The organism is Micromonospora humi, from assembly GCF_900090105.1.
Classification (GTDB): domain Bacteria; phylum Actinomycetota; class Actinomycetes; order Mycobacteriales; family Micromonosporaceae; genus Micromonospora; species Micromonospora humi.
Genome location: NZ_FMDM01000012.1, coordinates 95149 through 117631 on the forward strand (window position 1 = coordinate 95149; position 22483 = coordinate 117631).

General features: G+C 70.9%; 18 protein-coding genes and 12 tRNA genes. 22 read left to right on the forward strand and 8 right to left on the reverse strand.

What is annotated here, in order from left to right; translation table 11 throughout:
* Positions 1-80: 80 nt before the first annotated feature.
* From GA0070213_RS22075 to GA0070213_RS22125, 12 genes are all read left to right on the forward strand, one after another.
* A tRNA-Lys gene (locus GA0070213_RS22075) sits at positions 81-156 on the forward strand.
* Positions 157-159: 3 nt separating this feature from the next.
* Positions 160-232 (forward strand) — tRNA-Arg (locus tag GA0070213_RS22080).
* Positions 233-315: 83 nt separating this feature from the next.
* A tRNA-Met gene (locus tag GA0070213_RS22090) sits at positions 316-391 on the forward strand.
* 2 nt (positions 392-393) lie between these two features.
* Positions 394-465, forward strand: a tRNA-Val gene (locus tag GA0070213_RS22095).
* A gap of 6 nt (positions 466-471) precedes the next feature.
* A tRNA-Lys gene (locus GA0070213_RS22100) sits at positions 472-545 on the forward strand.
* Position 546: 1 nt separating this feature from the next.
* Positions 547-620: transfer RNA gene (locus GA0070213_RS22105), tRNA-Asn, on the forward strand.
* Between the two features lie 4 nt (positions 621-624).
* Positions 625-711 (forward strand) — tRNA-Ser (locus GA0070213_RS31645).
* A gap of 5 nt (positions 712-716) precedes the next feature.
* A tRNA-Val gene (locus GA0070213_RS22110) sits at positions 717-788 on the forward strand.
* A gap of 20 nt (positions 789-808) precedes the next feature.
* Positions 809-882, forward strand: a tRNA-His gene (locus GA0070213_RS22115).
* Positions 883-966, forward strand: a tRNA-Tyr gene (locus GA0070213_RS31650). It begins immediately after the preceding tRNA gene.
* A gap of 2 nt (positions 967-968) precedes the next feature.
* Positions 969-1042, forward strand: a tRNA-Arg gene (locus GA0070213_RS22120).
* Positions 1043-1046: 4 nt separating this feature from the next.
* Positions 1047-1117, forward strand: a tRNA-Cys gene (locus GA0070213_RS22125).
* A gap of 362 nt (positions 1118-1479) precedes the next feature.
* Here the strand turns inward: GA0070213_RS22125 and GA0070213_RS22130 are convergent.
* Together GA0070213_RS22130 and GA0070213_RS22135 are read right to left on the reverse strand one after the other, a co-directional pair.
* Positions 1480-1740 carry a hypothetical protein gene (locus GA0070213_RS22130; RefSeq protein WP_091067952.1) on the reverse strand — a complete coding sequence of 87 codons (261 nt, stop codon included), beginning with the start codon at positions 1738-1740 and terminating at the stop codon, positions 1480-1482.
* A gap of 326 nt (positions 1741-2066) precedes the next feature.
* The gene (locus GA0070213_RS22135; RefSeq protein ID WP_091067957.1) at positions 2067-2582 is read right to left on the reverse strand and encodes an isochorismatase family protein; all 516 of its coding nucleotides are present in this window, start codon (positions 2580-2582) and stop codon (positions 2067-2069) included.
* A gap of 593 nt (positions 2583-3175) precedes the next feature.
* On the opposite strand from GA0070213_RS22135, the gene GA0070213_RS22140 reads away from it, so the two are divergent.
* Both GA0070213_RS22140 and GA0070213_RS22145 read left to right on the forward strand, forming a co-directional pair.
* The gene (locus tag GA0070213_RS22140; RefSeq protein WP_091067960.1) at positions 3176-5437 is read left to right on the forward strand and encodes an ATP-binding protein; all 2262 of its coding nucleotides are present in this window, start codon (positions 3176-3178) and stop codon (positions 5435-5437) included.
* A gap of 69 nt (positions 5438-5506) precedes the next feature.
* Entirely contained in the window at positions 5507-7756 is a 2250-nt protein-coding gene (locus tag GA0070213_RS22145) for a helix-turn-helix domain-containing protein (RefSeq protein WP_091067964.1), read from the forward strand.
* 21 nt (positions 7757-7777) lie between these two features.
* Here GA0070213_RS22145 and GA0070213_RS22150 read toward each other — a convergent pair whose 3' ends face one another.
* On the reverse strand, positions 7778-8533 hold the full coding sequence (locus tag GA0070213_RS22150) for a PP2C family protein-serine/threonine phosphatase (protein WP_091067967.1): 756 nt from the start codon (positions 8531-8533) through the stop codon (positions 7778-7780).
* Between the two features lie 373 nt (positions 8534-8906).
* On the opposite strand from GA0070213_RS22150, the gene GA0070213_RS22155 reads away from it, so the two are divergent.
* The 4 genes from GA0070213_RS22155 to GA0070213_RS22170 all read left to right on the forward strand — a co-directional run bounded on the left by GA0070213_RS22155 (position 8907) and on the right by GA0070213_RS22170 (position 11929).
* The gene (locus tag GA0070213_RS22155) at positions 8907-9740 is read left to right on the forward strand and encodes an alpha/beta fold hydrolase (protein WP_091067969.1); all 834 of its coding nucleotides are present in this window, start codon (positions 8907-8909) and stop codon (positions 9738-9740) included.
* Between the two features lie 17 nt (positions 9741-9757).
* On the forward strand, positions 9758-10471 hold the full coding sequence (locus GA0070213_RS22160; protein WP_091067971.1) for an alpha/beta fold hydrolase: 714 nt from the start codon (positions 9758-9760) through the stop codon (positions 10469-10471).
* Between the two features lie 83 nt (positions 10472-10554).
* Entirely contained in the window at positions 10555-11325 is a 771-nt protein-coding gene (locus GA0070213_RS22165) for a pirin family protein (protein WP_091067976.1), read from the forward strand.
* Positions 11326-11404: 79 nt separating this feature from the next.
* Positions 11405-11929 carry a VanW family protein gene (locus tag GA0070213_RS22170; protein WP_175441434.1) on the forward strand — a complete coding sequence of 175 codons (525 nt, stop codon included), beginning with the start codon at positions 11405-11407 and terminating at the stop codon, positions 11927-11929.
* A gap of 166 nt (positions 11930-12095) precedes the next feature.
* Here GA0070213_RS22170 and fxsT read toward each other — a convergent pair whose 3' ends face one another.
* Positions 12096-14666, reverse strand: a complete 2571-nt coding sequence (gene fxsT / locus GA0070213_RS22175) for an FxSxx-COOH system tetratricopeptide repeat protein (protein ID WP_175441435.1) — start codon at positions 14664-14666, stop codon at positions 12096-12098.
* A 232-nt stretch (positions 14667-14898) separates the two neighbouring features.
* Entirely contained in the window at positions 14899-15789 is an 891-nt protein-coding gene (locus GA0070213_RS22180; protein ID WP_091067987.1) for an META domain-containing protein, read from the reverse strand.
* Positions 15790-16439: 650 nt separating this feature from the next.
* On the opposite strand from GA0070213_RS22180, the gene GA0070213_RS22185 reads away from it, so the two are divergent.
* From GA0070213_RS22185 to GA0070213_RS22195, 3 genes are all read left to right on the forward strand, one after another.
* The gene (locus tag GA0070213_RS22185) at positions 16440-17399 is read left to right on the forward strand and encodes a DUF1963 domain-containing protein (protein ID WP_091067992.1); all 960 of its coding nucleotides are present in this window, start codon (positions 16440-16442) and stop codon (positions 17397-17399) included.
* 283 nt (positions 17400-17682) lie between these two features.
* Positions 17683-18099: a hypothetical protein gene (locus GA0070213_RS22190; protein ID WP_245716503.1), complete on the forward strand. Its 417-nt coding sequence runs from the start codon at positions 17683-17685 to the stop codon at positions 18097-18099.
* A gap of 107 nt (positions 18100-18206) precedes the next feature.
* Positions 18207-18917: an alpha/beta hydrolase gene (locus GA0070213_RS22195; RefSeq protein WP_091067996.1), complete on the forward strand. Its 711-nt coding sequence runs from the start codon at positions 18207-18209 to the stop codon at positions 18915-18917.
* A 36-nt stretch (positions 18918-18953) separates the two neighbouring features.
* Here GA0070213_RS22195 and GA0070213_RS22200 read toward each other — a convergent pair whose 3' ends face one another.
* The 3 genes from GA0070213_RS22200 to GA0070213_RS22210 all read right to left on the reverse strand — a co-directional run bounded on the left by GA0070213_RS22200 (position 18954) and on the right by GA0070213_RS22210 (position 21343).
* Positions 18954-19934 carry a hypothetical protein gene (locus GA0070213_RS22200; protein ID WP_139128710.1) on the reverse strand — a complete coding sequence of 327 codons (981 nt, stop codon included), beginning with the start codon at positions 19932-19934 and terminating at the stop codon, positions 18954-18956.
* The gene (locus tag GA0070213_RS22205; protein WP_245716504.1) at positions 19931-20446 is read right to left on the reverse strand and encodes a SigE family RNA polymerase sigma factor; all 516 of its coding nucleotides are present in this window, start codon (positions 20444-20446) and stop codon (positions 19931-19933) included. Before GA0070213_RS22205 ends, GA0070213_RS22200 begins: the two co-directional genes overlap by 4 nt.
* 123 nt (positions 20447-20569) lie before the next feature.
* Positions 20570-21343 (reverse strand): hypothetical protein, encoded by a 774-nt coding sequence (locus GA0070213_RS22210; RefSeq protein WP_139128711.1) that lies wholly within the window; start codon positions 21341-21343, stop codon positions 20570-20572.
* A gap of 121 nt (positions 21344-21464) precedes the next feature.
* On the opposite strand from GA0070213_RS22210, the gene GA0070213_RS22215 reads away from it, so the two are divergent.
* Complete coding sequence (locus GA0070213_RS22215; RefSeq protein ID WP_091068009.1) at positions 21465-22478, forward strand: acetamidase/formamidase family protein; 1014 nt, start codon at positions 21465-21467, stop codon at positions 22476-22478.
* The last annotated feature ends 5 nt before the right edge of the window (positions 22479-22483 follow it).

A 22483-nucleotide genomic window follows, 5' to 3' on the forward strand; every position in this document is an offset into this window, starting at 1 on the left:
AAGTGTGAGGTGGTGTGTGTGAACGACCACCGACGTCGTACGGCAAGGGGGCCCAGGGATGGGCGCGCGCCGACGACCATGCGCCGTTAGCTCAATCGGTAGAGCTGCTGACTCTTAATCAGTAGGTTCCGGGTTCAAGTCCCGGGCGGCGTACCACCTGCCCCGCTAGCTCAGCGGACAGAGCAGCCGCCTCCTAAGCGGCAGGTCGCTGGTTCGAGTCCAGCGCGGGGCGCAGCACGATGCCGCCGGCGCCTGATGGCCGGGCTCCAGATTTTTAATCCGGACTGCGGAGGTTCGATTCCCTCCGGCGGCACTTGCGGGGTAGAGGAGTTCGGTCGTCCTCGCCGGCCTCATAAGCCGGAAATCGCGGGTTCGAATCCCGCCCCCGCTCCCGCCGCGGTAGCTCAGCGGGAGAGCAACGCCTCGACAAGGCGTAGGTCGCTGGTTCGATCCCAGCTCGCGGCACGCAGACGCGCGTTCGGTCATGAGTAGGCCCCTAGCCTTTTAAGCTGGTGAAGCGGGTTCGAGTCCGGCACACGCGACCATTCCGGCGTCGCCCAATCGGTAGGGCAGCGGACTGTTAATCCGTACAGGCACTGGTTCGAGTCCAGTCGTCGGAGCAATGGAGGGGTCCCGGCGGTCACGGGGACGCCGTTGGAAACGGTGTAGGGGGCGGAAGCCTCCTCGTGGGTTCGAATCCCACCCCTTCCGCGCATGCCCGCGTAGCTCAACGGGAGAGCACCTGGTCCACACCCAGGGGGTCGGAGGTTCGACACCTTCCGCGGGCACTGGCCTCCGGGTCGAGGTTGTGGCTGTAGCTCAATGGCAGAGCGCCGGGTTGTGGCCGCGGAGGTGCCGGGTCAGTACCGGCCAGTCACCCCAGTGGGTGCGCCACCGATGGGGAGGTGGGCCTGGCTGTAACCCAGGTGCGTAGACGCTCAGGGGGTTCGAATCCCTCCACCCGCACTGCCCACGTAGCTCAGCGGATAGAGCACCAGCTTCCGGAGTTGGGTTGTCGGAGGTTCGAGTCCTTCCGTGGGCGCCTTGGTCGTGTGCCCGAGTGGTCAGGGAGCGGTCTGCAAAACCGCGTACGCCGGTTCGAATCCGGTCACGGCCTCGACTGCCATCCACTGCGGATAGCGAGCGGGATGCCAGTACTTTAAGCCGGCGGGATGCGGTGGGACCGAGGCGGCGAGCGCGTCTCAGCTGAGGGACTGACCCCGCGCGGGCAGACACCCGCACAGGTGCCGGCCCGCGCGACGGGATGCCAGGCCCGCCGATCAGGTGCCACCGTTCGCGAGCCGAGATTGAGGGAGCGGGTTGGGAGCAGACGGATGCACTGAACAGCGTAGAACCGCACCGAACGGCACCGAACCGCGTTCAACTGCACCCACCCCAACCTGCACATTCTCGTTTCCGCAGGTCAGTGGCGGTGCGGAGTCCTGCTTCACACCGAAGCGGTCGGCGTTGCTCCCGACGTCACTGCTCGGTCGCTCGGACGACATCTCCTGACTCTACGTCGGACGCCGCCACGTCTGGCAGGGCGAGAGACGCCATGCCGGGAGGTGAGTGCAGCTCACTGTAAGCCCGGGTGGTGACCACGACGTTGCGGTCGCGCAGAACCTCCACCATGTCGCCGTGGCGCAGCTCGGTAGGGCTACAGGCACCGGACACGATCACTGGACGGCCCGTGATGTTGAAAACGTGGGAGATCACCATCTCGAAGCGCGGTTCCGGCACGAGCCAAGTGTAGGGGTGGCTGGTGTACGGACGGGGCGCAAGACAACGTCAAACGTCGACAACCAGCTGAAGTGACCCCTATCGGCCGGACTCATCAAGAGGTGTCCGCACATACCGCCAAACGAGCGTCACGGGCGTGACGAGCAGCCCGTGCGGCGAAGTCGGGGCTGCCGCGCGTTCGTTAGCCCGAACGATTGACGAAACCTCCCGGCACGGCCTCCCGACGGAGCGCACTGATCTGCCGCAGAGGGCACCCCCGCCAGCTTCCGCTCGTGGCGAGATCCAGGCGCTCGGACGTGGAGCACGACGGGCTCAGCTGGGGCGAGTCAGAGCTGAGCCAGAAGTTCCTGGGTGTCGAGGACGTCGCCGAACCGGGGCAGGACCACGGCAAGGGCGTGTTCGTGTTCCGCCGTCGTCATCCCGCTCATCGCGTCGGCTGCGAACACCACGTGGAAACCGTGGTCGGCGGCCGCTCGTGCGGTCGACTCGACCCCCATGGTGGTAGCCAGCCCCGCCATGACGACGGTGTCGACGCCGCGCTCGCGCAACTGAGCGGCCAGATCAGTGCCGTAGAAGGCGCCAATCGTGCGTTTCACCACGACCACGTCCCCGTCCTGCGGTTCCATCTCCGGAACGAAGCCGCTCCCCGGCGGCTGTTCGGCGATGTTCGGCCGCTCGACTCGGACCAACACCGCGGTGCCGCCGGCCCGCCGGAGCGCGGTGGCCAGACGGGCCGTCCGGTTCACGACGTCGGCACCACGGTGCGGACCCAGATTCTGATCAACGATGCGAGGCATCAGGTCGACTGCTATCAACGCCGTCCGGGTGGCCGCAAGTGTCATGCCGACGAGCGTACGCGTCGATGATCGCGTATCCAGGTCCGCCGCAGACGGCACGCCCCGCCAGCTTCCGCTCGTGCCGATGAGCGCGAGACCCGCGCAGGTATACGGCTGTCAAGGGTGCTGGCGTTCACGCGGGTTCCCTGAAGACGAAGCCGGCTGCGTACGGCGGGACTTCGTCCTTCTGGCGGGCATGGCCTGGAAGGCCTTGCGAGCGGTCACCTCGCCGCACATCGAAACCGTCGCGGGCAAGCTGCTGCGGCGGTACCGGGTCGGGGCGGCAGCGAAAGCGTGGGCGCTCGGTCGCTCGGGTCTTCAACTGCACGACTACGCGTTGCGTCTGAGGATCCGCCCGAACATGCCGCCGAACGTGCGCGGTGCCTCAGGGCATCGGTCCTGCTGAGCAACCAGACGCGGTCCCCGCGGCGGCCGCCGGTCAGCTGCCGGCGGTGTCGCGCCGAGACCAGGGGAGCGGGACGGGAGCAGACGGGTGCACCGAACGGCGTCGAACAGCTTCATCCGTCTTCGCGCACCCGGACCGGCTAGGTCCCGCAGGTGACAAGATTGCCCCAGGGCCGGGAGGGCAGGGGGCGGCGATGGCGGACCAGGAGAGCCTGGGCGAGTTGCTCCGCCGGCATCGCATCGGTGTCGGCCTGACGCTGGAGCAGTTGGCCGAGGCCTCCGGGGTCAGCGGCCGGACGATCAGCGACGTGGAGCGTGGCATCAGTCGCGCTCCGCGGGCGCGCACCGTGGCGGCTCTGGCCGACGGCCTGCGGCTCGACCCGGCGGAGCGGTCGGAGTTGCTGGCCGCCGCGCGCGCCGGGCGCCGCCGCGCTGCCGCGCCGGAACCGGCCGCGGCGCCTGGGTCGGCCATGCCGCGGGGGTTGCCGGACTTCACCGGCCGCCGGCGGGAGCTGGACGCGATCGTCGGGTGGGCGGGCGGCGCCCGGGTCGGTGAGCCGGCGCCGGTGGTCCTGGTCACCGGCTCACCGGGTCTCGGCAAGACCTCGCTGGCCGTACGGGCAGCCGGCGAGTTGGCCGGTTCCCTCCCGGACGGGCAGTTCTTCGTCGACCTGCGGGGTCTGGACGCCCGGCCGTTGCCTACGGCGACCGTGCTGGATCGGTTGATCCGCGCGCTCGAACCGAGCACCGGCGCCGTGCCGAGGCAGGTCGAGGAGGCCTCGGCCGTGTGGCGGTCGATGATCCGGGGCCGTCGGATCGTGGTGCTGCTGGACAACGCGGCGCACGAGAGCCAGGTCCGCCCCGTGCTGCCGTCTGAGGGCCCCGCGGTGGTGCTGGTCACCAGCCGGCGCGGTCTCACGGGCCTGGAGGGCGTGCACCGGATCATGTTGGAGCCGCTGCCTGACGAGGCGGCGGTGGACCTGCTGGCCGGTATCGCGACGGACCGGGTCGAGGCGGCCGGGCTGCGGCGGCTGGCCCGGCTCTGCGCCAACGTGCCGCTGGCGTTGCGGATCGCCGGTAACCGGCTGTCGACCCGGCCGGGATGGACCGTCGACGATCTCGCCGACCGGCTCGACCGGCAGGAGCGGCGGTTGGACGTTCTCACCGAGGGCGATCTGGAGGTGCGGGCGGCGTTCGCGTTGTCGCACCAGCAGTTGTCGGAGGCGGCCCGGCGGTTGTTCCGGCGGTTGGCGTTGGTGCCGGGGCCCTCCACATCGGTCGAGCTCGCCGCCGTGCTCGCCGACGAGACCCCGCCGGACGCCGAGGACAGGCTGGACGAGTTGCTGGACCTGACCCTGGTGCAGCAGCGCAGTGACGGCCGGTTCACCAGCCACGACCTGTTGAAGCTGTACGCCGGTGAGGAGCTGGTGGCCGCCGAGGACGCCGCCGGCCGGGCGGACGCCGAACGCCGGATGCGCGACTGGCTGCTGGACACCACCATCGTGGCCGGGCGGTGGTACGAACCGGCGTTCGGTGCGCCCGCACCCGGAGCGACCCGGTGGGTGGAGCTCGACACCGCCGAGGCGGCTCGGCGGTGGTTGCAGGCGGAGGCGGAGAACTGGGTGCCGGCGTTGCGGCAGACCGCCGAGGCGGGGGAGCACCGGCGGGTGGTCGACGTGGCCGAGTCGCTGCACTGGTTCTCCGACCTCTGGGCGAACTCCGGATACTGGCAGGAGGTGTACACCCTGTCCGCGGAGGCGGCGGACGCCTTGGCCGACGACCGGCTACGCGCGGTGCACCGCGGCTATCTCGCCTGGGTTTACAACGAACCGTTGAACGAACCGGAGGAGGGCTACCGGCAGGCGGTGCTGGCGTACGAGCACGCCCGCCGGGCCGGTGACCTGGGCCAGCAGGGCTGGGCGCGGATGTACGCCGCGTGGGCGCAGTGGCAACTGGGCGGTCACGAAGAGCAGTTGGCGCTGAGCCAGGAGGCGGTCGCCCTGTTCCGGGCGGCGGGCGACCGGGAGGGGTTGCCGCAGGCGCTGATGGAACGCGGCAAGGCGCTGGCGCGACTCGGTCGCAGCGCGGAGGCGATCGCGACGTACACCGAGATGATCGGCGTGGTCAGTTCGCCGGAGACCGCCCCCGCCCCGACCCTCGCTCGGTTGGCGATGGTGGCGGCCTACGGCGGCATCGGGCGGATCCACCTGGAGGCCGGGCGGTGGGAGCAGTCGATCGAGTTCAGCGACCAGGCGCTCCGATTCGCCCGGGAGACGGGCCACCGGGAGCAGGCGGCGGTGATGCTGACCCGGCGGGCCGAGGCCCGCGTCCACCTGGGTGACCTCCTCGCCGCGGTGGCGGACCTGCGGGAGGCCCTCGACCTGCAGCGGGACGCGGGGGACGAGCGGGGCCAACGCGCCACCCGGGAGCGGCTGGAACAGCTGCTCGGGCGCTGACGGCGGCGAGCTCGTCCGCCGGGGCGTGGCACACTTGGTCCGCCAAGAACCAGCTCAGGAGGGCGGCGGATGTCGCAGGAGCCGGCGCTCGCCGCCGCGCTGCGGGAGCTACGTACCCGGGCCGATCTGACGCTGGAGCAGTTGTCGGCGGCGTCCGGGGTCAGCGTCCGGGCGATCAGCGACATGGAGCGCGGCGTCAGTCGCGGTCCCCAGGCCAAGACGGTTGCGGCGTTGGCGGACGCGTTGCACCTCACCGGCGCGCATCGCTCGGCACTGCTGGCCGCCGCCCGGGCGGGCCGGCAACGCGGCACCGGGGAGGGCCCCGAGTCGGCCAACCGGTGCCCGATGCCCCGCCGCCTGCCCGATTTCATCGGCCGGCGGATGGAACTCGACCTGCTCACCGCGAACGCGGTCGACCCGTCGGTGGCCCAGGTCACTCTGATCAGCGGTTCCGCCGGGATGGGGAAGACCTCACTGGCGGTGCAGGCGGCTGCGGAACTGGCCGACGCGCAGCCGGACGGCCAGTTCTTCGTCGATCTGCGTGGCATGGATCCCCGCCCGCTGTCCGCGCTCGTGGTGCTCGAACGGCTCATCCGGGCGGTGGATCCCGGGATCACGTCCGTGCCGAAGTCCGTGGACGCGGCCTCCGCGCTGTGGCGTTCCGTCATCGATGGGCTGCGCGTCATGGTGATCCTCGACAACGCCGCGTCGGAGGGGCACGTCCGGCCAGCGCTGCCCGCCGCCGGTCCGGCCGTCGTCCTGGTCACCAGCCGCCGTACCCTGCCCGGCCTGGAGGCCGTACGCCGGATCGCGCTGGAGCCGCTACCGCCCGAGTTCGGGGTGGGGATGCTGGCCGGCATCGTGCCGGACCGCTCCGCTCAGCTCAGCGCGTTGAGCCGGCTCGCCGACCTGTGCGCGAACGTGCCGCTGGCACTGCGGATCGCCGGGAACCGGCTGGCCAGCCGGCCCGGCTGGACCGTCGAGGACCTCGTTGCCCGACTCGCCGCCGAGGAGCGTCGGCTCGACGGGCTCGCCGTGGGGGATCTGTCGGTCAAGGCGGCTTTCGAGCTGTCGTACCGGCAGTTGTCCGGCGTGGGCCGACGGATGTTCCGCCGGCTCGCGCTGGTGCCGGGCTCCTCGACCGGTACGCCATTGGCTGCCGTGCTGGCCGACGAGCCGCTCGCGATCACCGAGGCGGCCCTCGACGAACTGCTCGATCTGGGGCTGGTCCAGCAGAATCGGGACGGCCGCATCTCCTTCAACGAGCTGCTACGGCTTTACGCCGGGGCGCAGTTGCGTCGAGAGGAGTCGGCCGCGGACCGTGCCAGTGCGACCCTCGCCGCCCGGGACTGGTTGCTGGACACGGCGGTGGTGGCCGGTCGCTGGTATGAGCCGGAGTTCGGTGCGCCGCCGTCGGGCTCCACCCGCCTGGTCGAACTGGACACCGCGGACGCGGCCCGCAACTGGCTGACCGATGAGGCGGAGAACTGGCTGGCCGCGCTGCGGGCGTCCGCCGCGGACGGAAACCACCGGCGGGTGGTGGAGGTGGCGGACTCGCTGCACTGGTTCTCCGACCTGTGGGCGCACTGGGGCTACTGGGACGAGGTGTTCACCCTCTCCGCGCAAGCCGCCGACCGGCTCGACGACGACCTGCTGCGAGCCACCCATCGTGGCTATCTCGCCTGGGCGCACACCGTCGCACTCGGCGATCCGGCGGAGGGCTTCCGGCAGGCCGAGCTGGCCCACCGTCACGCGCTGCGCGCTGGTGACGTAGGCCAGCAGGGCTGGGCGCGGCTCTACGGCGGTTGGGCCAGATGGTCGGCGGGCGAACACGCGGCGGCCCTGGCGCTCGCGACCGAGGCGGCCGGGCTGCTGCGGGCCGCGCGCGACCGCGAGGGGTTGCCGCAGGCGCTCGGCATGATCGGCAACTGCCGGCGCGACCTGGGTCGCCACCAGGAGGCGATCGATGCGTACGAGGAGGTGCTGCGTGTCGTCCGGCAGCCCGAGGATGCGCCGCTCGGGCGCCTGGCCCGGATGGCCGAGATGGCGGTGACCCGGGAGATCGCGTACCTCCATCACCAGCTCGGTCGGTGGCGCGAGGCCATCGACATGGGCACGGCGGCGCTGGGGATGGCGCGTGAGCTGGACCACTCCCGTCAGGTGGCGGTGGTGCTGTCCCGCCGGGCCGAGGTGTACGTCAGCTCGGGTGACACCGCCGCGGCGGTCGCCGACCTGCGGGCGGTCGAGCGTGTGCAGCGGGAAACCGACGACGAGGCGGGGCTGCGCCGGACCCGCCGGCGACTCGCCGAACTGCGCTGACCGCCGACCCGCACCGGCTCGTCAGGCGGCGGGCCGCCCGGCGCGCAACGCCATCACGGCGACGTCGTCCAGGTTGACCCCGCCCCCGAATGCCAGCGCCGCCTCCTGCACGTGCCCGGGGACCAGGGCCACCTCGATCCCGCCCATCCGGGCGAGCAGGAGAGACAGGCGGCCGGCGTACTCCTCGTTCCCGCACCGAGCCTCGGTGACCCCGTCGGTGTACAGCAGCAACGTGTCGTCCGGCCCGAGCAACAGCCGGGTCTCGACCAGCCGGGGCTCGCTCACCACCCCCAGCATCGTGCCACCGCCGTCACCGACCGGGCCGACCTGCCCGTCCGGCCCGCGTAGCAGCACGGGCGGGTGCCCGGCGGAGCAGAGGACGACTTCCACCCCGGACTCCGCCGGCCGCAGCAACAGACAGACCATGGTGAGGAAGCGGGTGGTGACGGTCACGTCGTCGTCGGCGAGCAGGTGGTTCAGCGCCGACAGGATCTGCCGCGGTCGGTCGTTCAGGGCGGCGGCGCGACGGATCACGGCGCGCACGTCGTCGGCGACCGCGGCCGCCGCCGCGCCCTTGCCACAGACGTCGCCGAGCACGGCGATCCAGCGGTCGTTCCCGGTGGGAAAGACGTCGAGGAAGTCACCGGACAGCTCGGCGCCGCTCGCCGGCAGGCTGCTGACGGCCACCTGGAAGTACGCGGGCTGCGGCGGGGCGGGGTAGGCCGTGCGGCCCACTTCGTGGTGCGGTGCCGGTCGGGCCGGGGCGATCGAACTCATGGGAGGTAGCGCTTCCTGACGTGGGCCGTCGTACCCCCTGAATAAACCCGGTCGCCGGTCGGGACACCACGAAGAACACAGGCAGAAGCCCCGACACCCCTCGCGGACCGTCGTTCACCGGCTCCCGGACGGCTCCCGCCGGTGAGGGTGCGACCCAGGTCACCCGGGAAGCCGCGAAGGGGCAGGAGGCGGTGGTCGGGCGACCGATTTCGGTTACTTCGTCGCCTCTCAGTTCGAGGGTCGGTGACTTCTGCCTGTCTTCTTCATGGTCGTCACCGGGGCGGACCGGTTGACTCGGTGGTGCGGCGGGACCGACAGGCACGGGGCTCACCGGTCCGCCCGCACTCATCCCTCCCAGGTCAGGAGTACCTACATGCCCTACGTCAAGGTCGGCGAAGAGAACAGCGGCGACATCGACATCTACTACGAGGACCACGGCACCGGTCAGCCGGTGGTGCTGATCCACGGATACCCGCTCAACGGCGCGTCCTGGGAGAAGCAGACCCGCGAGCTGCTCGCCGCCGGCCACCGGGTCATCACGTACGACCGGCGTGGGTTCGGCAAGTCGAGCCAGCCCACGGTCGGCTACGACTACGACACCTTCACCGCGGACCTGAACACCCTGCTGGAGCACCTCGACCTGCGCGACATCGTCCTGGTCGGCTTCTCCATGGGCACCGGCGAGGTCACCCGCTACCTCGGCGCCTACGGCTCCGGCCGGGTCCGCAAGGCGGTGCTGATGGGCGCCATCCCGCCGTTCCTGCTCAAGACCGACGACAACCCCGACGGCGTCGACCGGCAGGTCTTCGAGGACATCAAGGCCGCGGTGGTCGCCGACCGGCCGGCGTACTTCAAGGACTTCCTGAACAACTTCTACAACGTCGACGTCCTCGGCGGCACCCGGATCAGCGACGAGGCGTGGCAGAACAGCTTCATCACCGCGGTCGGCGCTTCGGCGTACGCCGCGTACGCCTGCGTCGACAGCTGGCTGACCGACTTCCGTGACGACCTCGCGAAGATCGACGTGCCGACGCTGCTGCTGCACGGCGACGCCGACCGGATCCTGCCGATCGACGCCACCGCCAACCGGCTGCCCGGGCTGATCGCCGACCTGCGCTTCGAGGTCATCCCCGGCGGCCCGCACAACATCGCCTGGACCCACCCCGAGCTGGTGAACCGTCACCTGCTCGAGTTCATCGCCGCCTGACCCGCAGGAGAGAAGACATGACCGCTCCGACCGTCGTGCTGGTGCACGGCGCCTTCGCCGACGCCGCCAGTTTCGCGCCCGTCGTCACCGAACTGCTCGATGCGGGCCTCCCGGTGCGCGCGCCGGCCGTGCCCAATCGCAGCCTGCTCGGTGACGCCGGGTACATCGCCTCGGTGGTCCGGCAGATCTCCGGCCCGGTCGTCCTGGTCGGCCACTCGTACGGCGGCGCGGTGATCACCGTCGCCGGCACCGAGCCCAACGTCGTGGGCCTGGTCTACCTCGCCGGATACGCCCTGGACGAGGGCGAGAGCCTCGGCGAGCTGCAGGGCCGGTTCCCGGACTCCGACCTGGCCACCGCCCTCGTCTACACCCCGTTCCCGGCCGGGGACGGGCAGGAGGGCACCGACGTGTCGGTCGACGTCGAGCGGTTCCCGGCGATCTTCGCCCACGACGTCGACCCGGCCACCGCAAGGGTCCTCGCCGTCTCCCAGCGGCCGCTCGCCGGCGCCGCTTTCGGGGAAAAGGCCACCGCCGCAGCATGGCGGACCAAGCCGTCGTGGGGCATCGTCGCCGCCGCAGACCACACCATCAACCCCGAGGTCGAGCGGTTCGGTTACTCCCGGGCCGACATGACGGTCACCGAGCTGGACTCGTCGCACCTGATGATGCTCTCCCACCCACGAGAGGTCGCCGCCGTGATCCGCGAGGCGGTCGACCGTACCGCCGGCTGACCAGCCCGCCCCCACCCGGCGCGGCCGCCCCCTCCCCGGGCCGGCCGCGCCGGGCGCAGCTCCATCCGCTGAGGAGACCCGAGATGACCGCCCTGCTCACCCCGAACGTCGACATCCGTCGCGCGGGCGACCGCTTCTCCACCGGACTTTCCTGGTTGGACAGCAAGCACTCGTTCTCGTTCGGCCGCCACTACGACCCCGCCAACACCCACCACGGGCTGCTGCTGGTCAACAACGACGACCGGGTACGCACCGGCACCGGCTTCGAGACCCACCCACACCGCGACATGGAGATCGTCACCTGGGTGCTCCGCGGCTCGCTGGTGCACCAGGACTCCACCGGTCACAGCGGCGTCATCTACCCAGGCCTCGCCCAGCGGATGAGCGCCGGCACCGGCATCCTGCACAGCGAGAAGAACGACGCCTACCGGCTGGAGGCCGACCGGCCGCACGAACAGGTGCACTTCGTGCAGATGTGGGTGGTGCCCGACGAGTCCGGCGCCACCCCCGGCTACGAACAGCTCGAGATCGACGACGCGCTGCTCGCCGGCGACCTGGTCCCGGTGGCGTCCGGCATGGACCGGCACGACGGCCTGGCCGCCATCCGGATCCGCAACCGGTACGCCGCGCTGCACGCCGCCCGGCTCACCCCCGGCCAGAGCGTGCAGTTGCCGGAGGCGCCGTTCCTGCACCTGTTCGTGGCGCGCGGCGCGGTGACGGTCGAGGGCGCCGGCCCGCTCGGCGCCGGTGACGCGGCCCGTTTCACCGCCGTGGGTGGCCAGCGCGTCACCGCCGTCGAGCCCGCCGAGATCCTCGCCTGGGAGATGCACGCCACCCTGGCGGACCAGGCATGAACACCACCGCACCGGCTGCCGACGGTCCGTCCCGACGAACCGCGGTGTGACCGTTCGCCCAGGTGAGCCAGGCCGCAGCGTGGACCTCGCCGCTGCCGTTGATCGACTGATCGCGGCGGTGGTCGACCCGATCCCCGCCCCGGTACGCCTCCCGGTGGTCGTCTTGCCGCCCGGCAACGCCACTCCCGCAATCGCCGGCGTCGATCAGCTGATCGGCAGCTTCACCACCTACCACCCGTGCTGCCAGGGCCGGGTCACCAACATCCACCGCATCGCCGACCTGGTCGACGGCACGATCATCACCCCCGGGTGGACATTCTCGCTGAACACCACCGCTGGTGAACGGACCCTGGACCGGGGCTTCGTGCCGGCACCCGCCATCGTCAACGGGGAACTCGTCGACCAGCCCGGCGGCGGAGTGTCGCAGTTCTCCACCACCCTGTTCGACGCCGCCTGGTTCGCCGGCCTGCCGATCCTCGCCCACCAGCCCCACACCAAGTACATCTCCCGCTGTCCGCCGGGCCGGGAGCCTGGACTGAGCCTGAGCATCGAGATCGACAGCGTCCCGGTTCAAGCCCGTTTGCGAGGAGTGATCTCCTGCTGAAGGCCCGGCCGTTCTGCTGTCGGTGCGAATCCCGGCACCCGAGACCCGAATCCCCCCAGCGGACCTCTGGCCAGGGCTTGTTGCTCGGAGACCTCTTCGGCGAGACCGAAGGCGTGAATGTCGAGGTTCCGCCGGACCTGCCTGTCGATGGGAGCGGCCGGGCGCATCAGCCAGCCGTGGATCTGTCCGACCGGTATTGCCAGTAGACGAGGTTGTTGTGTGTGGCGCGGATGTCGGGGTGGTTCGGGCCGAGGACACGCCGGCGGTCGCTGAGCAGCGCTCGGAAGGCGGCTGCCGCACCTCTGGCATCTCCGGCGTACCCGCGCCACGAGGCGAGGTTGTTGCGGGTGGTCAGCGTGTCCGGATGGTCGGGTCCGAGGACACGCAGGCGGTCCGACAGGAGCTCTTCGAAGGCGGCCACCGCACCGGCGGCGTTCCCCGCCTTACCTCTCCAGTGCGCGAGGTTGTTGCGGGTGGTCAGCGTCTGCGGGTGGTCGGGCCCGAGGACGCGCAGGCGGTCCGCCAGGAGTTCCTCGAACGCCGTCACGGCGCCGGCGGCGTCCCCGGCCTCACCCCGCCAGTGAGCCAGGTTGCTCCGTACCCGAAGTGTGTCGGGATGGTCGCGGCCGACACGACGAAGCTGCTCGTCAAGTAGCTCCTGGAAGGCTGAGACGGCCTCGCCGGCGTCGCCCGCCAGGCCGCACCAGGAGGCGAGGTTGTTGCGAGTGTTCAGGGTGCGAGGATCGTCTGGGCCGAGGACGCGCAACTGCTCGCTCAGGAGGGCCCGGAAGGCGGCGACAGCGCCGGCGGCGTCCCCGGCCATGCCTCGCCAGAGGGCGAGGTTGTTGCGGGTGGCCAGAGTTTGGGGATCATCGGGGCCGAGGATGCGTAGCATGCTGGTGAGGAGATCCTGGAAGGCAGCGGCCGCGCCGGCGGGATTCCCGGACTGCCCCTGCCAATCCGCCAGATAGCTGCGGATGCCCAGGGTGTGAGGATGATCGGGGCCGAGGAGACGTAGGTGCTCGTCGAGTAGGTCCTGGAAGCCGGCGACCGCACCGGCCGGGTCGCCCGCCTCGCCCAGCCAGTGGGTGAGGTCGCTTCGGGTGACCAGGATGTCGGGGCGGTCCGGCCCGAGGTGCCGCCGCTGGTCGTCCAGTAGCTCGCCGAGGAACGTGATGGCCGGTAGGAGCAGTCCGGTTCGGCCGAAACTGCGTCCAATGGCGAACAGCACCGGGTGGGTGCGGGGGGCGATCAGCAGATGTCCGGTGGCGTGGCGTAACGCAAGGGCGTTGTTCCGTAGGAACTGTTCCGGCTCGGGATGGCGCGCCGAGGACCAACAGTCGAGGAGGGCGTCGGCGGCGGCCAGCGCGGCGGCGCGCAGTTCATCGGGCGAGAGGTGCTCGCGGGTAGCGCGTTGGACGAGGGCGTGAACGCGGATCTGACCGTTGGTGACGGTGGCCAGACTGAACCGGTGCAGGTTGTGCAGAGCACTGGTGGCCGCGTGAGCATCGCTCTGCTGATCGTCACCTGTCGTGCGGGTGAGGTAGGCCAGGACGGGCCGGCTGGTGAAGACGGCCGCAGGTATGCCGTTGGAATCCAACACTGAGGCCAGGGCGAGCATCGGTCGTGCGAGGTCTTGAGGCTCGGCCCGGTCCGCCGCCTCGACGGACAGGGACCACGCGGCGGTCACCGTTGCTCGCTGGTCGTCAGGTAGAGCGTCCTGGTGGGGCAACAGCTCTGCCAGAGCAAGCTTCCGGTCGGCGAGGCGCCTGCGGTAGCCGGCGCAGTCGAGGCCGTCCGTATCGGCGCGGTCACGGATGTAAGCCGTCGCTTGAGCAAGTGCGAGAGGTAAGAAGCCCAGGTCAGCGGCGAGTCCGTCCGCGCCGGTCAGCCGAGCCGGGTCGGCGATGGCTCGCTTCACGTAGGAAACGGCCTCGACAGGTGTGAAGAGACCTACGGTGATCAAGGCCCGTCCCTCGGTCGCCAGGACGGCGTCACGACGACGGGTTGTCACCAGCGTGCGGCCGTTGCTGTTGGCGGGAGGCCACAGACCAGCGGCGTGGACCGGCGCGTCGAGGTTGTCCAGGACGATCAGGTGCCTTCGGTGGGTGCGCTCGAGCCAGCCGAGCAGGGCACCTGCTGCTTCCTCGGGAGGAACCTTGGCGCCGACCACCCCGAGCCGCTCCGCGGTCTGGGCGTACGCGGTGACGATCGCGTCGCGGCTGGCGGCAGTAATCCACACCAGCAGATCAAGCTGATCGGTGTCCGCCAGATGGCGCGCGAACCGGGCAGCCAACTGGGTCTTGCCGACCCCGCCCATCCCGGACAGGACCTGGGTCGTCACCATCGTCCGCCCGGCACGAGCCGAGGCGAACAGGTCGTCGGCGATGCGGCGATCCTGGAACCACGCCGCCAGCCGCGGGACCGACCCGACCTGAATCAAGCTACCGACAGTGGCACCGCTCCTGGGCCGGACCGGGCCGGAAACGGGCCGCAGCATCACCACCAACGTGAACAGTCCGAGCAGCGCGCTGACTATCCCCGCTATCCACCCCGCCTGCTCCGTGCCTTTCCACCCCGGGCTCGGCAGGTCCCCGCCCCACGGACCGCCCACGGCAAACGCGGCGAGGCCGAGCACCAGCGCCACGGCTGTCCCCAACACCAGGCCTGTTTGGTGCCGCCGCGGCTTGCGGTCAAAGACTCGGGTCACCACCCCATCATCGATGGTCGTACCCATCATGAGGAAACCGACGACCCGGCAGAGGCAACAATCAACCTTGGCATTCCGCGGGTTGGCGAACCGCGCAGATCATGAACGGACGACGATCGGGTCTGTCGACGAAGCGACCAGACGCGGTTGGCAGCGACTGTCCAGCGTGGGCCGGCGGCGACACCGCGGCGGACCTCGCAGGGCGGCGCCGGTGTAGCCGTCAACCGATGGTGGACAGCCGCCGTCAACGGGACGGCGTTCAGTTCGCGGGAAGCAACCGACCTGTCTCTGTGCCCTGGGCGTCGAGGAGCACCAGGATGTGACCGTCGAATCCTGCTCGTCTGGCCGTCGTGAGCCATCCTCCGACGGACACACTGTCGGCGCAGAACACCAGGGTCGTTCCTCTTGTGGTCGTGAGTAGTGTGCCGCTGGTAGCGGTGATCCACCGACCGCTCTCGTCGTTGCAGCCGTCGGATCCGTGCCATTCGCCGTCAGCCGTGAACGTCACGTATGCGGCCCTGTGTCCCGACAGGGGAACCCAGCGACCCGTCAGCCGGTGTCGGTCCACCGGAACCAGCCTCCCCGGTAGGGCGACCGCTGGTGTCAGGGCCCGGCGGGCCTCGTCAGTGAGCACCGGCGGCTCCAGTGCGTCGTCGGCCTTGTCGGGCTCGGGGGTCGGTGTCGCCCCGGGGATCAGCCGGGCGACCGGTTGTGCTCGTGCGTCCAGGAGCACGGGTAGCCCTGCGCGGTCGAACTGGTAAGCGGTGACGCGGCGCAGCCATCCGGGGGTTTCTTGACTGGCCTTCGCGCAGCCGGGGATGCCTTCGACCGCGGCGGTGGCAGCCGTGAAGATGTCCGCGAGGAAGGTGCCGTCGCTGCTGGCCCGCCAGGATCCCCCCAGAGTGCCGCAGCGGCTGCCGATCAGGTCCAGATCACGGTCCGCGAGGCGCAGGATCGTGCCCGCGCCGGGATCGGCAACGTCGACGATCGTCCAAGAACCGATCAGTGACGTCGGCGCCAACGGCACCACCGGCCCACTGGTTCCCGAGGTCGGCTGCGGATTCGCGCGCTCCGGGTGGCTCTGCCTACTGCACGCGGCGAGCAGCACACCCACCACGACCAGCGTCGCGAGGTAACCCTGTCGTACCACCTCTGCTCCTCCGGTCGAGCCCCGGCCAGGCTCTGGGTCTCGTGCAGCGAGTTACCGAACCGCCTGCTCCTCTCTAACGGCCGGGAGGGACATCGGGTGCGCCCGGAGTTCGCGCAAGCCTGATACGCCACGGCGACGCGAGGACTGAGGTCTACCGCTGTGGTGGACTCGGCCAGCACGACGGCTGGAGCGGCGGCTACGTGAGCGGCGGTACGCGGAATCACGGGCGGACGGGACCGCAGCCGACGAGCTGGCCACGGCCGTCGGCCATCGCATGTACATGGTCCGGGTGAAACTGGGCTTGGGGGACATCGCCTACGCGATGGGCGACCGGTCCGCAGCCGGGACGGCATGGCTGGCGGCACACCAGTGATCATGCGGGCTTTCGTGCGGATGCCTCGGTCGGGTAGCAGGTTGGCCAGGACGCGCGTTCACCGCCGGATCGAAGTGCAGCGGATCGCGGTCGCCCGTCGGGCCGGTGGAGCAGGGGGGGCGGGGCGCGCGGCTGGCCGGTGGAGCTCTCCGTGGTGAAGCGGCAGTTCGTCCGGGGTAGCTGCCGGCGGCTCCGCTCGGTGGGCCCGGGCATCGTTCGCGCATGCCGAAGAGCGGATACGGAACGCCTGCCGCCCGCCGGCATCAGACGTGTCAGCATGACGTCCGTGGATCACTACGGGCTTCTGCGGCGAGCCGCGACCGACGCGGGCTTCACCGAGACGGAGACGGAGGCATTCGCCGAACTGCTGCGCTTCGCCATCTGGACAGGTCAGCGGAACAACGGCGAGCTCGCGGCGCATTCTCGGGGTCTGCCGCCCCAGCGGCCCGCCGACCTGCTCGTCGGCCAGGCCGGCGGCCTGCCGCAGCTCCCGGTCGGCATGCCGTGGCCCACCGACCCGGAGGGCTACCCGCTGCCGTTCATCGCGTCCTTCGACTGTGCCGCGCTGCCGCGGATCGAGCGCCTGCCGCTACCGTCCGACGGCTCCCTGCTGGTGTTCCTGCATCACGAGGAGGACTACGACACCTGTGAGCGCAGCGACGAGCAGCAGTACGGGCGGCTGCTTCACGTAAGGGCCGGCACGGAGACCGCGGCGCAGCCGCCGGCCAACTACGCTGCCCATCCCTACTACGCGGACCGTGACTTCATCGCCCCCGAGCAGGACCTTGTCGCTGTCGTCCACGCCGCCCTGCCCTCGTGGCTGACCGCGGAGGATGCGGACCTGTCCGTCTTCCAGCAGCAACTGGCGCGCGACATGCCGCATCATCGGGAACTGTGTGCTCTGGTCGACCGGCTCTGGCCGGCCGCCAACGTCCCCGCCTTCCAGTTCGGCGGCTACTCGTGGCACACCGGTGGCGTGTCCTACGGCAAGCTGTACGACGATCCTGAGCTGGAGATGGCAGAGAAGAAGCTTCGAGGCCGCCTGCCCGGCATCGACCGCGCCCAGGAGGCCCTCCTGGTGGAACAGGAGTTGCAGCGGGTCCGCCGGGAGTGGCTCCCGTTGGTGCAGTTCGAGACCCGTGACGACGTCTACTTCGGCCGTTTCATGATCCGTCTCGACGACCTCGCCGCCCGGCGGTTCGACCGCGCTGTCTCCTGGACCGAGTTCACCGAGTGAGCGAGGACAGGTGTCGCTCTCCCGGCAGGCGCAGCTCAGGTCCAGTCAGCGAGTGCGTGAGCAGGCGTGTCGATGACGACCACCTCCGACACATGGCTTCGCAAGTCTTCGACGCCCTGCCGCCGGTCGTGCCGGCCGGCCCACCCTGGCGTCACGCTCGGTAGGTCCTTGAGCGGGCGTGGTGCCCGCTCTCGGGCGATGCGCGGGCACCCCGACTAGCGTGTACGACATGGTCGAGTCTTGGGACCTTTCGAGTCCGGCTTCGCGTCGGGAAGCGCTCCGGATGGTTGACGTAGCTGATCCCGGCCCTTGCCACGCGATGCTCCGAGAGATCTTCGATCTCGAAAGGGCGTGGCGCGAAGGCCCGGACGTGGGCGAGAGCGACGAGTACGAGCAGGTCTACGTGACGGCCTTTCTGCTGTTCCTCATCGGCGATCCCGCGGACTCACCGCGCCTGTACGGGGCGAAGTTCCGCACGGGCGACATGGACCTGGGCATCGGCTTCGACGCCCAGGCCATCTTCGGAGCGGGCCGGGGCGACACGCTTCATTGGCTCTTGGAGAACGGATACGCCGACGAGCGCGCGCGTCTGTCTGAGTGGTTGTCGCAGTCGGAAGACCCGAAGATCGAAGACTGGGCTCGGCACGTACGCGATTACTTCTACTCACCGGACGGCGTGTTGCTCCTGGATCCGCTCTAGACACGCCCTGGCCAGCAGGATCCGTCCGCTCCTGCCGCTGACAAAGCTCGCCGTCGGCGTGACGGACGGGGTGGCGGCCGGCAGGCGAGGTCAGGCAGGGTGATCCGATGGATGTCGCGATTGTTCTCGTGCACAGCCCCTCGGTGGGTCCTCTGACGTGGGCGCCTGTGGCGGCGAGGCTGAACGCCTCGGGCGTGGTCACGGTGGTGCCCTCGCTGCTCGGTGTGGCGGATGCCGGGCCGCCGTTCTGGCCGTCCGTCGCGGAGACCGTCGGCAGATCCATCGGCGAGTTGCCGTCGGACATGCCGGTGGTCCTGGTCGCGCACAGCAACGCCGGCCTCTTCGTCCCGGTCATCGTCGAGGCTGCCGGGCGTCCCGTGACCGGCTGTCTGTTCGTCGACGCGGCGCTGCCCGCCCGCAGCGGGCCGACGGCGGTGGCGCCGCCTGAGTTTCTCGATTTTCTGCGGCCCAAGGCGACCGGTGGCCGGCTGCCGCAATGGACGGCGTGGTGGGACGAGTCCGATGTCGCGCCGATGTTTCCGGATCCGCAGACCCGGCGTGCTGTCTCGGCCGAGCAGCCGCGCCTGCCGTTGAGCTACTACGAGGAGAAGGTTCCCGTTCCGGACGGCTGGGACGACGCGGCATGTGGCTATCTGCTGTTCGGGCCGCCCTACGACCAGACCGCGCAGGACGCGCGGGACCGCGGCTGGGACGTCGACCAGGTGCCCGGGCTTCACCTGCATCAACTCGTGGATCCGGACGCGGTGACCGCGCGCATCGTCGCCATGGTCGACAGGTGGTGTTCGCCGGCCGGCTGAGGATGCGCCACCGGCCCGGCGGGCGGGAGCAGACGGTCAATCCCCGGTGGCACGCTCGACCGCGGCGCGGTCGCTCGCCACGATGAGGTCGAGTAGTTCCCCGCCCAGCCCGGCCGGTGCCCGGACCCGACCGCCGCCGGTGGAGATCGCCTGCGGGCAGGACGCGTCGCCGAGCACCACCGAGACCCTGTCGAGGGCGATTCCGACCGCACCGGGCGTCTTCAGCTCGCATTCCTCACCCGCGGGCACGGGGTCGCGCAGCTCGGCGAGGGCGATCCGGATCCGGGCCAGCGTCTTGGCGTCCATGGCGGTGACCATGGGGCCCGCGTTCTCGCTGACGGCGGCGGTGATGCGGTCGGGCAGCACGAGGCCGCCGGAGGCCGGAGCCGCCGGCCCCGCGGGCCAGGTCACGCGCGCGAGCAGCTGCTCGCGACCGTTGGCGTCACCCGAGATGAAGACCCCCGTCGCCATCTCCTCCTCATCGAAGGCGCGGTAGGTCCACTGGGACCGCCTGATGTCCTCCGTCACCTGGAGCAACCGCCCGTCCTCGACTACCAGCCGCTCGGGGTTGACGTATCGGGGAACGGCGTCCCGCACGAGAGCCATCCAGGTCTGACCTTCCGACGGGCACGCGGACCCGGGCTGCCTTGCCCGGGGGGAACCCCGCCGCTCGGCGAGGTAGACGGTGCGCGGCTCGGCGAGGCAGGGGTCGAAGGTGGTGACCTCGCTCGTCCGCCACCCCTTCGGGACGGCCACCGACAGGCCACCCAGGCTCACCGTTCTCCCAGGGGCCCCGCCGGCGTCGGGTCGTTCCGGGGCCGCGATTCGGAGGGGCAGGACCACCCCGGCCGCGACCGCAACCGCGACCGCGACGGAGCCGGCGGTGCCCCAGGCCCGCCGGCGGCGCCGGACGCTGCGCCGCCCGAGGCTGACCAGCCGCGCGGCGGGATCGGTCTCGATCGGCGTCACGGAGGCGGCTGCGCGTTCGAGCAATTCGTTGACGTGGGTGGGATTCACGGCGTCTCCTTGGCAGATTCGACGAACAGACCGCTGGCGCGCAGCGCCGCCAGGGCACGGGACGTGCGGCTCTTGACCGTTCCCACCGCGACGCCGAGGGTCTGTGCCACCTCGGCCTCGGAGGCGTCGGCCCAGAACCGCAACACGAGCACCACCCGCTGGTCGGCGGGCAACCGGCGCAGACTGGCGAGCACCTGCACGCTGAGGTCTGACCGATCGGTGAAGCCACCACGGGATGTGTCCGGCAAGTCCCCGGTCGGCACCTCGTCCCGCCAGCGCCGACGCCTGGCCCGCATCGCGGTACGGACCATCACCCGCCGGACGTACGCCTCCGGTCGCCCGTCCGGCAGGCCGAGCCGGTGCCACGACCGGTAGGCCGCGATCAGCCCCTCCTGGGCCAGGTCTTCGCCCAGCCGGCCGTCACCGGTCAGTAGCGCGCCGAAGCGGACGATCTCGCGGTACCGGCTGACGACGAAGTCCTCGTAGCCGGGGGGTTCCGCTCTGCGAAGCAAGCCCATACCTCACTAAGGGACCTGGACCTGCCGGATGGTTCCCCGGTCCGGCCCGGTCGCGACGAGCGCCCCGGCGCAGGCCGAGCCGGGCGAGGAGCCCGGCGCCAAGGGGATCGGGCCGTGCTACCGCGAGCCGTTCTCCTCGTGGGTGACCGGAGCCGCTCGGACGCGAGCGAGCAGGTTCAACCCCAGGGCGTACGCGGCGGAGCTCACCAGCAGGGCGATGCCGGCGCCGCGCCCCCAGTCGCCCACCGTCACGGGCGGCACGGCCCAGACATCCGTCGACAGTCCGGCCAGTGCGATCGCCGTGCCGGCCGCCATCGGTGGAACGGTCCACAGCAGCGCGTACGGCGCGTGGAACCGGTCGTCCTGCACCAGCCCGACCAGCGTGGCGACGCACCAGCCGAGCAGGATCAGGAGCACGAGCGGCCAGCGCGTCGCGGGTCGCCGCAGGCGCCCGTGCAGCAGCGCGCCGAGGCCCACGCCGGCAGCGGCGTGGAGCGGGTAGGCGGCCACCTCGTACAGGAGAACCCTGACCAGGATCGGGTCGTCGAGTGCCGGGGTCGTGAAGAAGGCGCTGTCGAGGGCTCGGGCGAGCGGGTACGCGACCGCGACGGCCACCCCGGCCAGGAGCAGCGCGAGCGGGACCGCCACCGCCAGCGCCCTCGCCTGTGCGTTCCGTCCGGCGAGGACGACGCCGGCCAGCCACGCCAACGCCTGCCCGCAGAGGACGCCGGAGGTGTACCGGAGGATGCGCGTGGTGTGGAGCAGCTCGTACTGCTGCGCGTCGCCCTGCGCGTCGTAGTTGATCCAGAAGCCGTAGAACCAGCCGTTGAACGGCATGGCCACGAGCACCAGCAGCGCCATCGCCGGCACCGACCACAAAACCGGGCGCATCCGTCGAGCTTGCCCGTCCCTGCGGCGGTCGGGCAAGGGGACGGCCGGCGGTCGGACCGACTGTCGCGGAGCGGCGACGGATGCTCGACACTGGATCCTTCCGTCCCGACGAGGAGTTGCCATGACCGAGGTCGTCACCTACCGGCCCGAGCCGGCGGAGATGTCGTACACCTTCGGCGGCCGGGAGCCGGTCCTGCGGGTCCGGCCCGGCACCGTCGTGCAGCTGTACACCGAGGACTGCTACGGCGGCCGGGTGCGGGGGGTCGACGACCTGCCCTCACGGGTGTGCGAGTTCCCCTACCTCAACCCGGTGACCGGACCGATCCACGTCGAGGGCGCCGAACCGGGGGACACGCTCGCGGTGCACGTGGTGGCCGTCGAACCGGCCCGGGACTGGGCGGTCTCCAGCACCTTTCCGCACTTCGGCGCGTTGACCGGCACGCACACCACGGCCATGCTGCACCCCCCGCTCGACGAGGTGGTCTGGATGTACGACGTCGACGTCGCCGCCGGGACGGTGACGTACCGGGCCCGCCGCGGCGACTACACGGTGGCGCTGCCGTTGGACCCGATGCACGGGACCATGGGGGTGGCGCCGGCGGCATTCGAGTCACGGATGACGATCGTGCCGGACGCCCATGGCGGCAACATGGACTCACCCGAGCTGCGGGCCGGCGTGACCGCGTACTTCGGGGTCAACGTGCCGGGCGCGCTCTTCGCGGTGGGTGACGGTCACTGCCGGCAGGGCCACGGCGAGGTGTGCGGCACCGGGGTCGAGGCGGCGATGAACACCACGCTGATCCTCGACCTGGTGAAGGGCGTGTCGACGCCGTGGCCGCGGCTGGAGTCCGACGACGCGCTGATGAGCACCGGCTCGGCCCGGCCGCTGGAGGACGCGTACCGGATCAGCCAGCACGACCTGGTCAGCTGGACGGCCGAGCTGATGGGGTTGGACCAGCTCGACGCGTACCAGCTGGTCAGCCAGGCCGGTGAGGCGCCGGTGGGCAACGTGTGCGACCCGAACTACACGATGCTGGCCCGGGTGGCCCGGCGCTACCTGGGCGGCGTGACCGCGTACGACGGCGTTCACGCACGGCTTCGCGAGACGGGCCGGGCCCACCTGGCCCACCGCTGACGGTC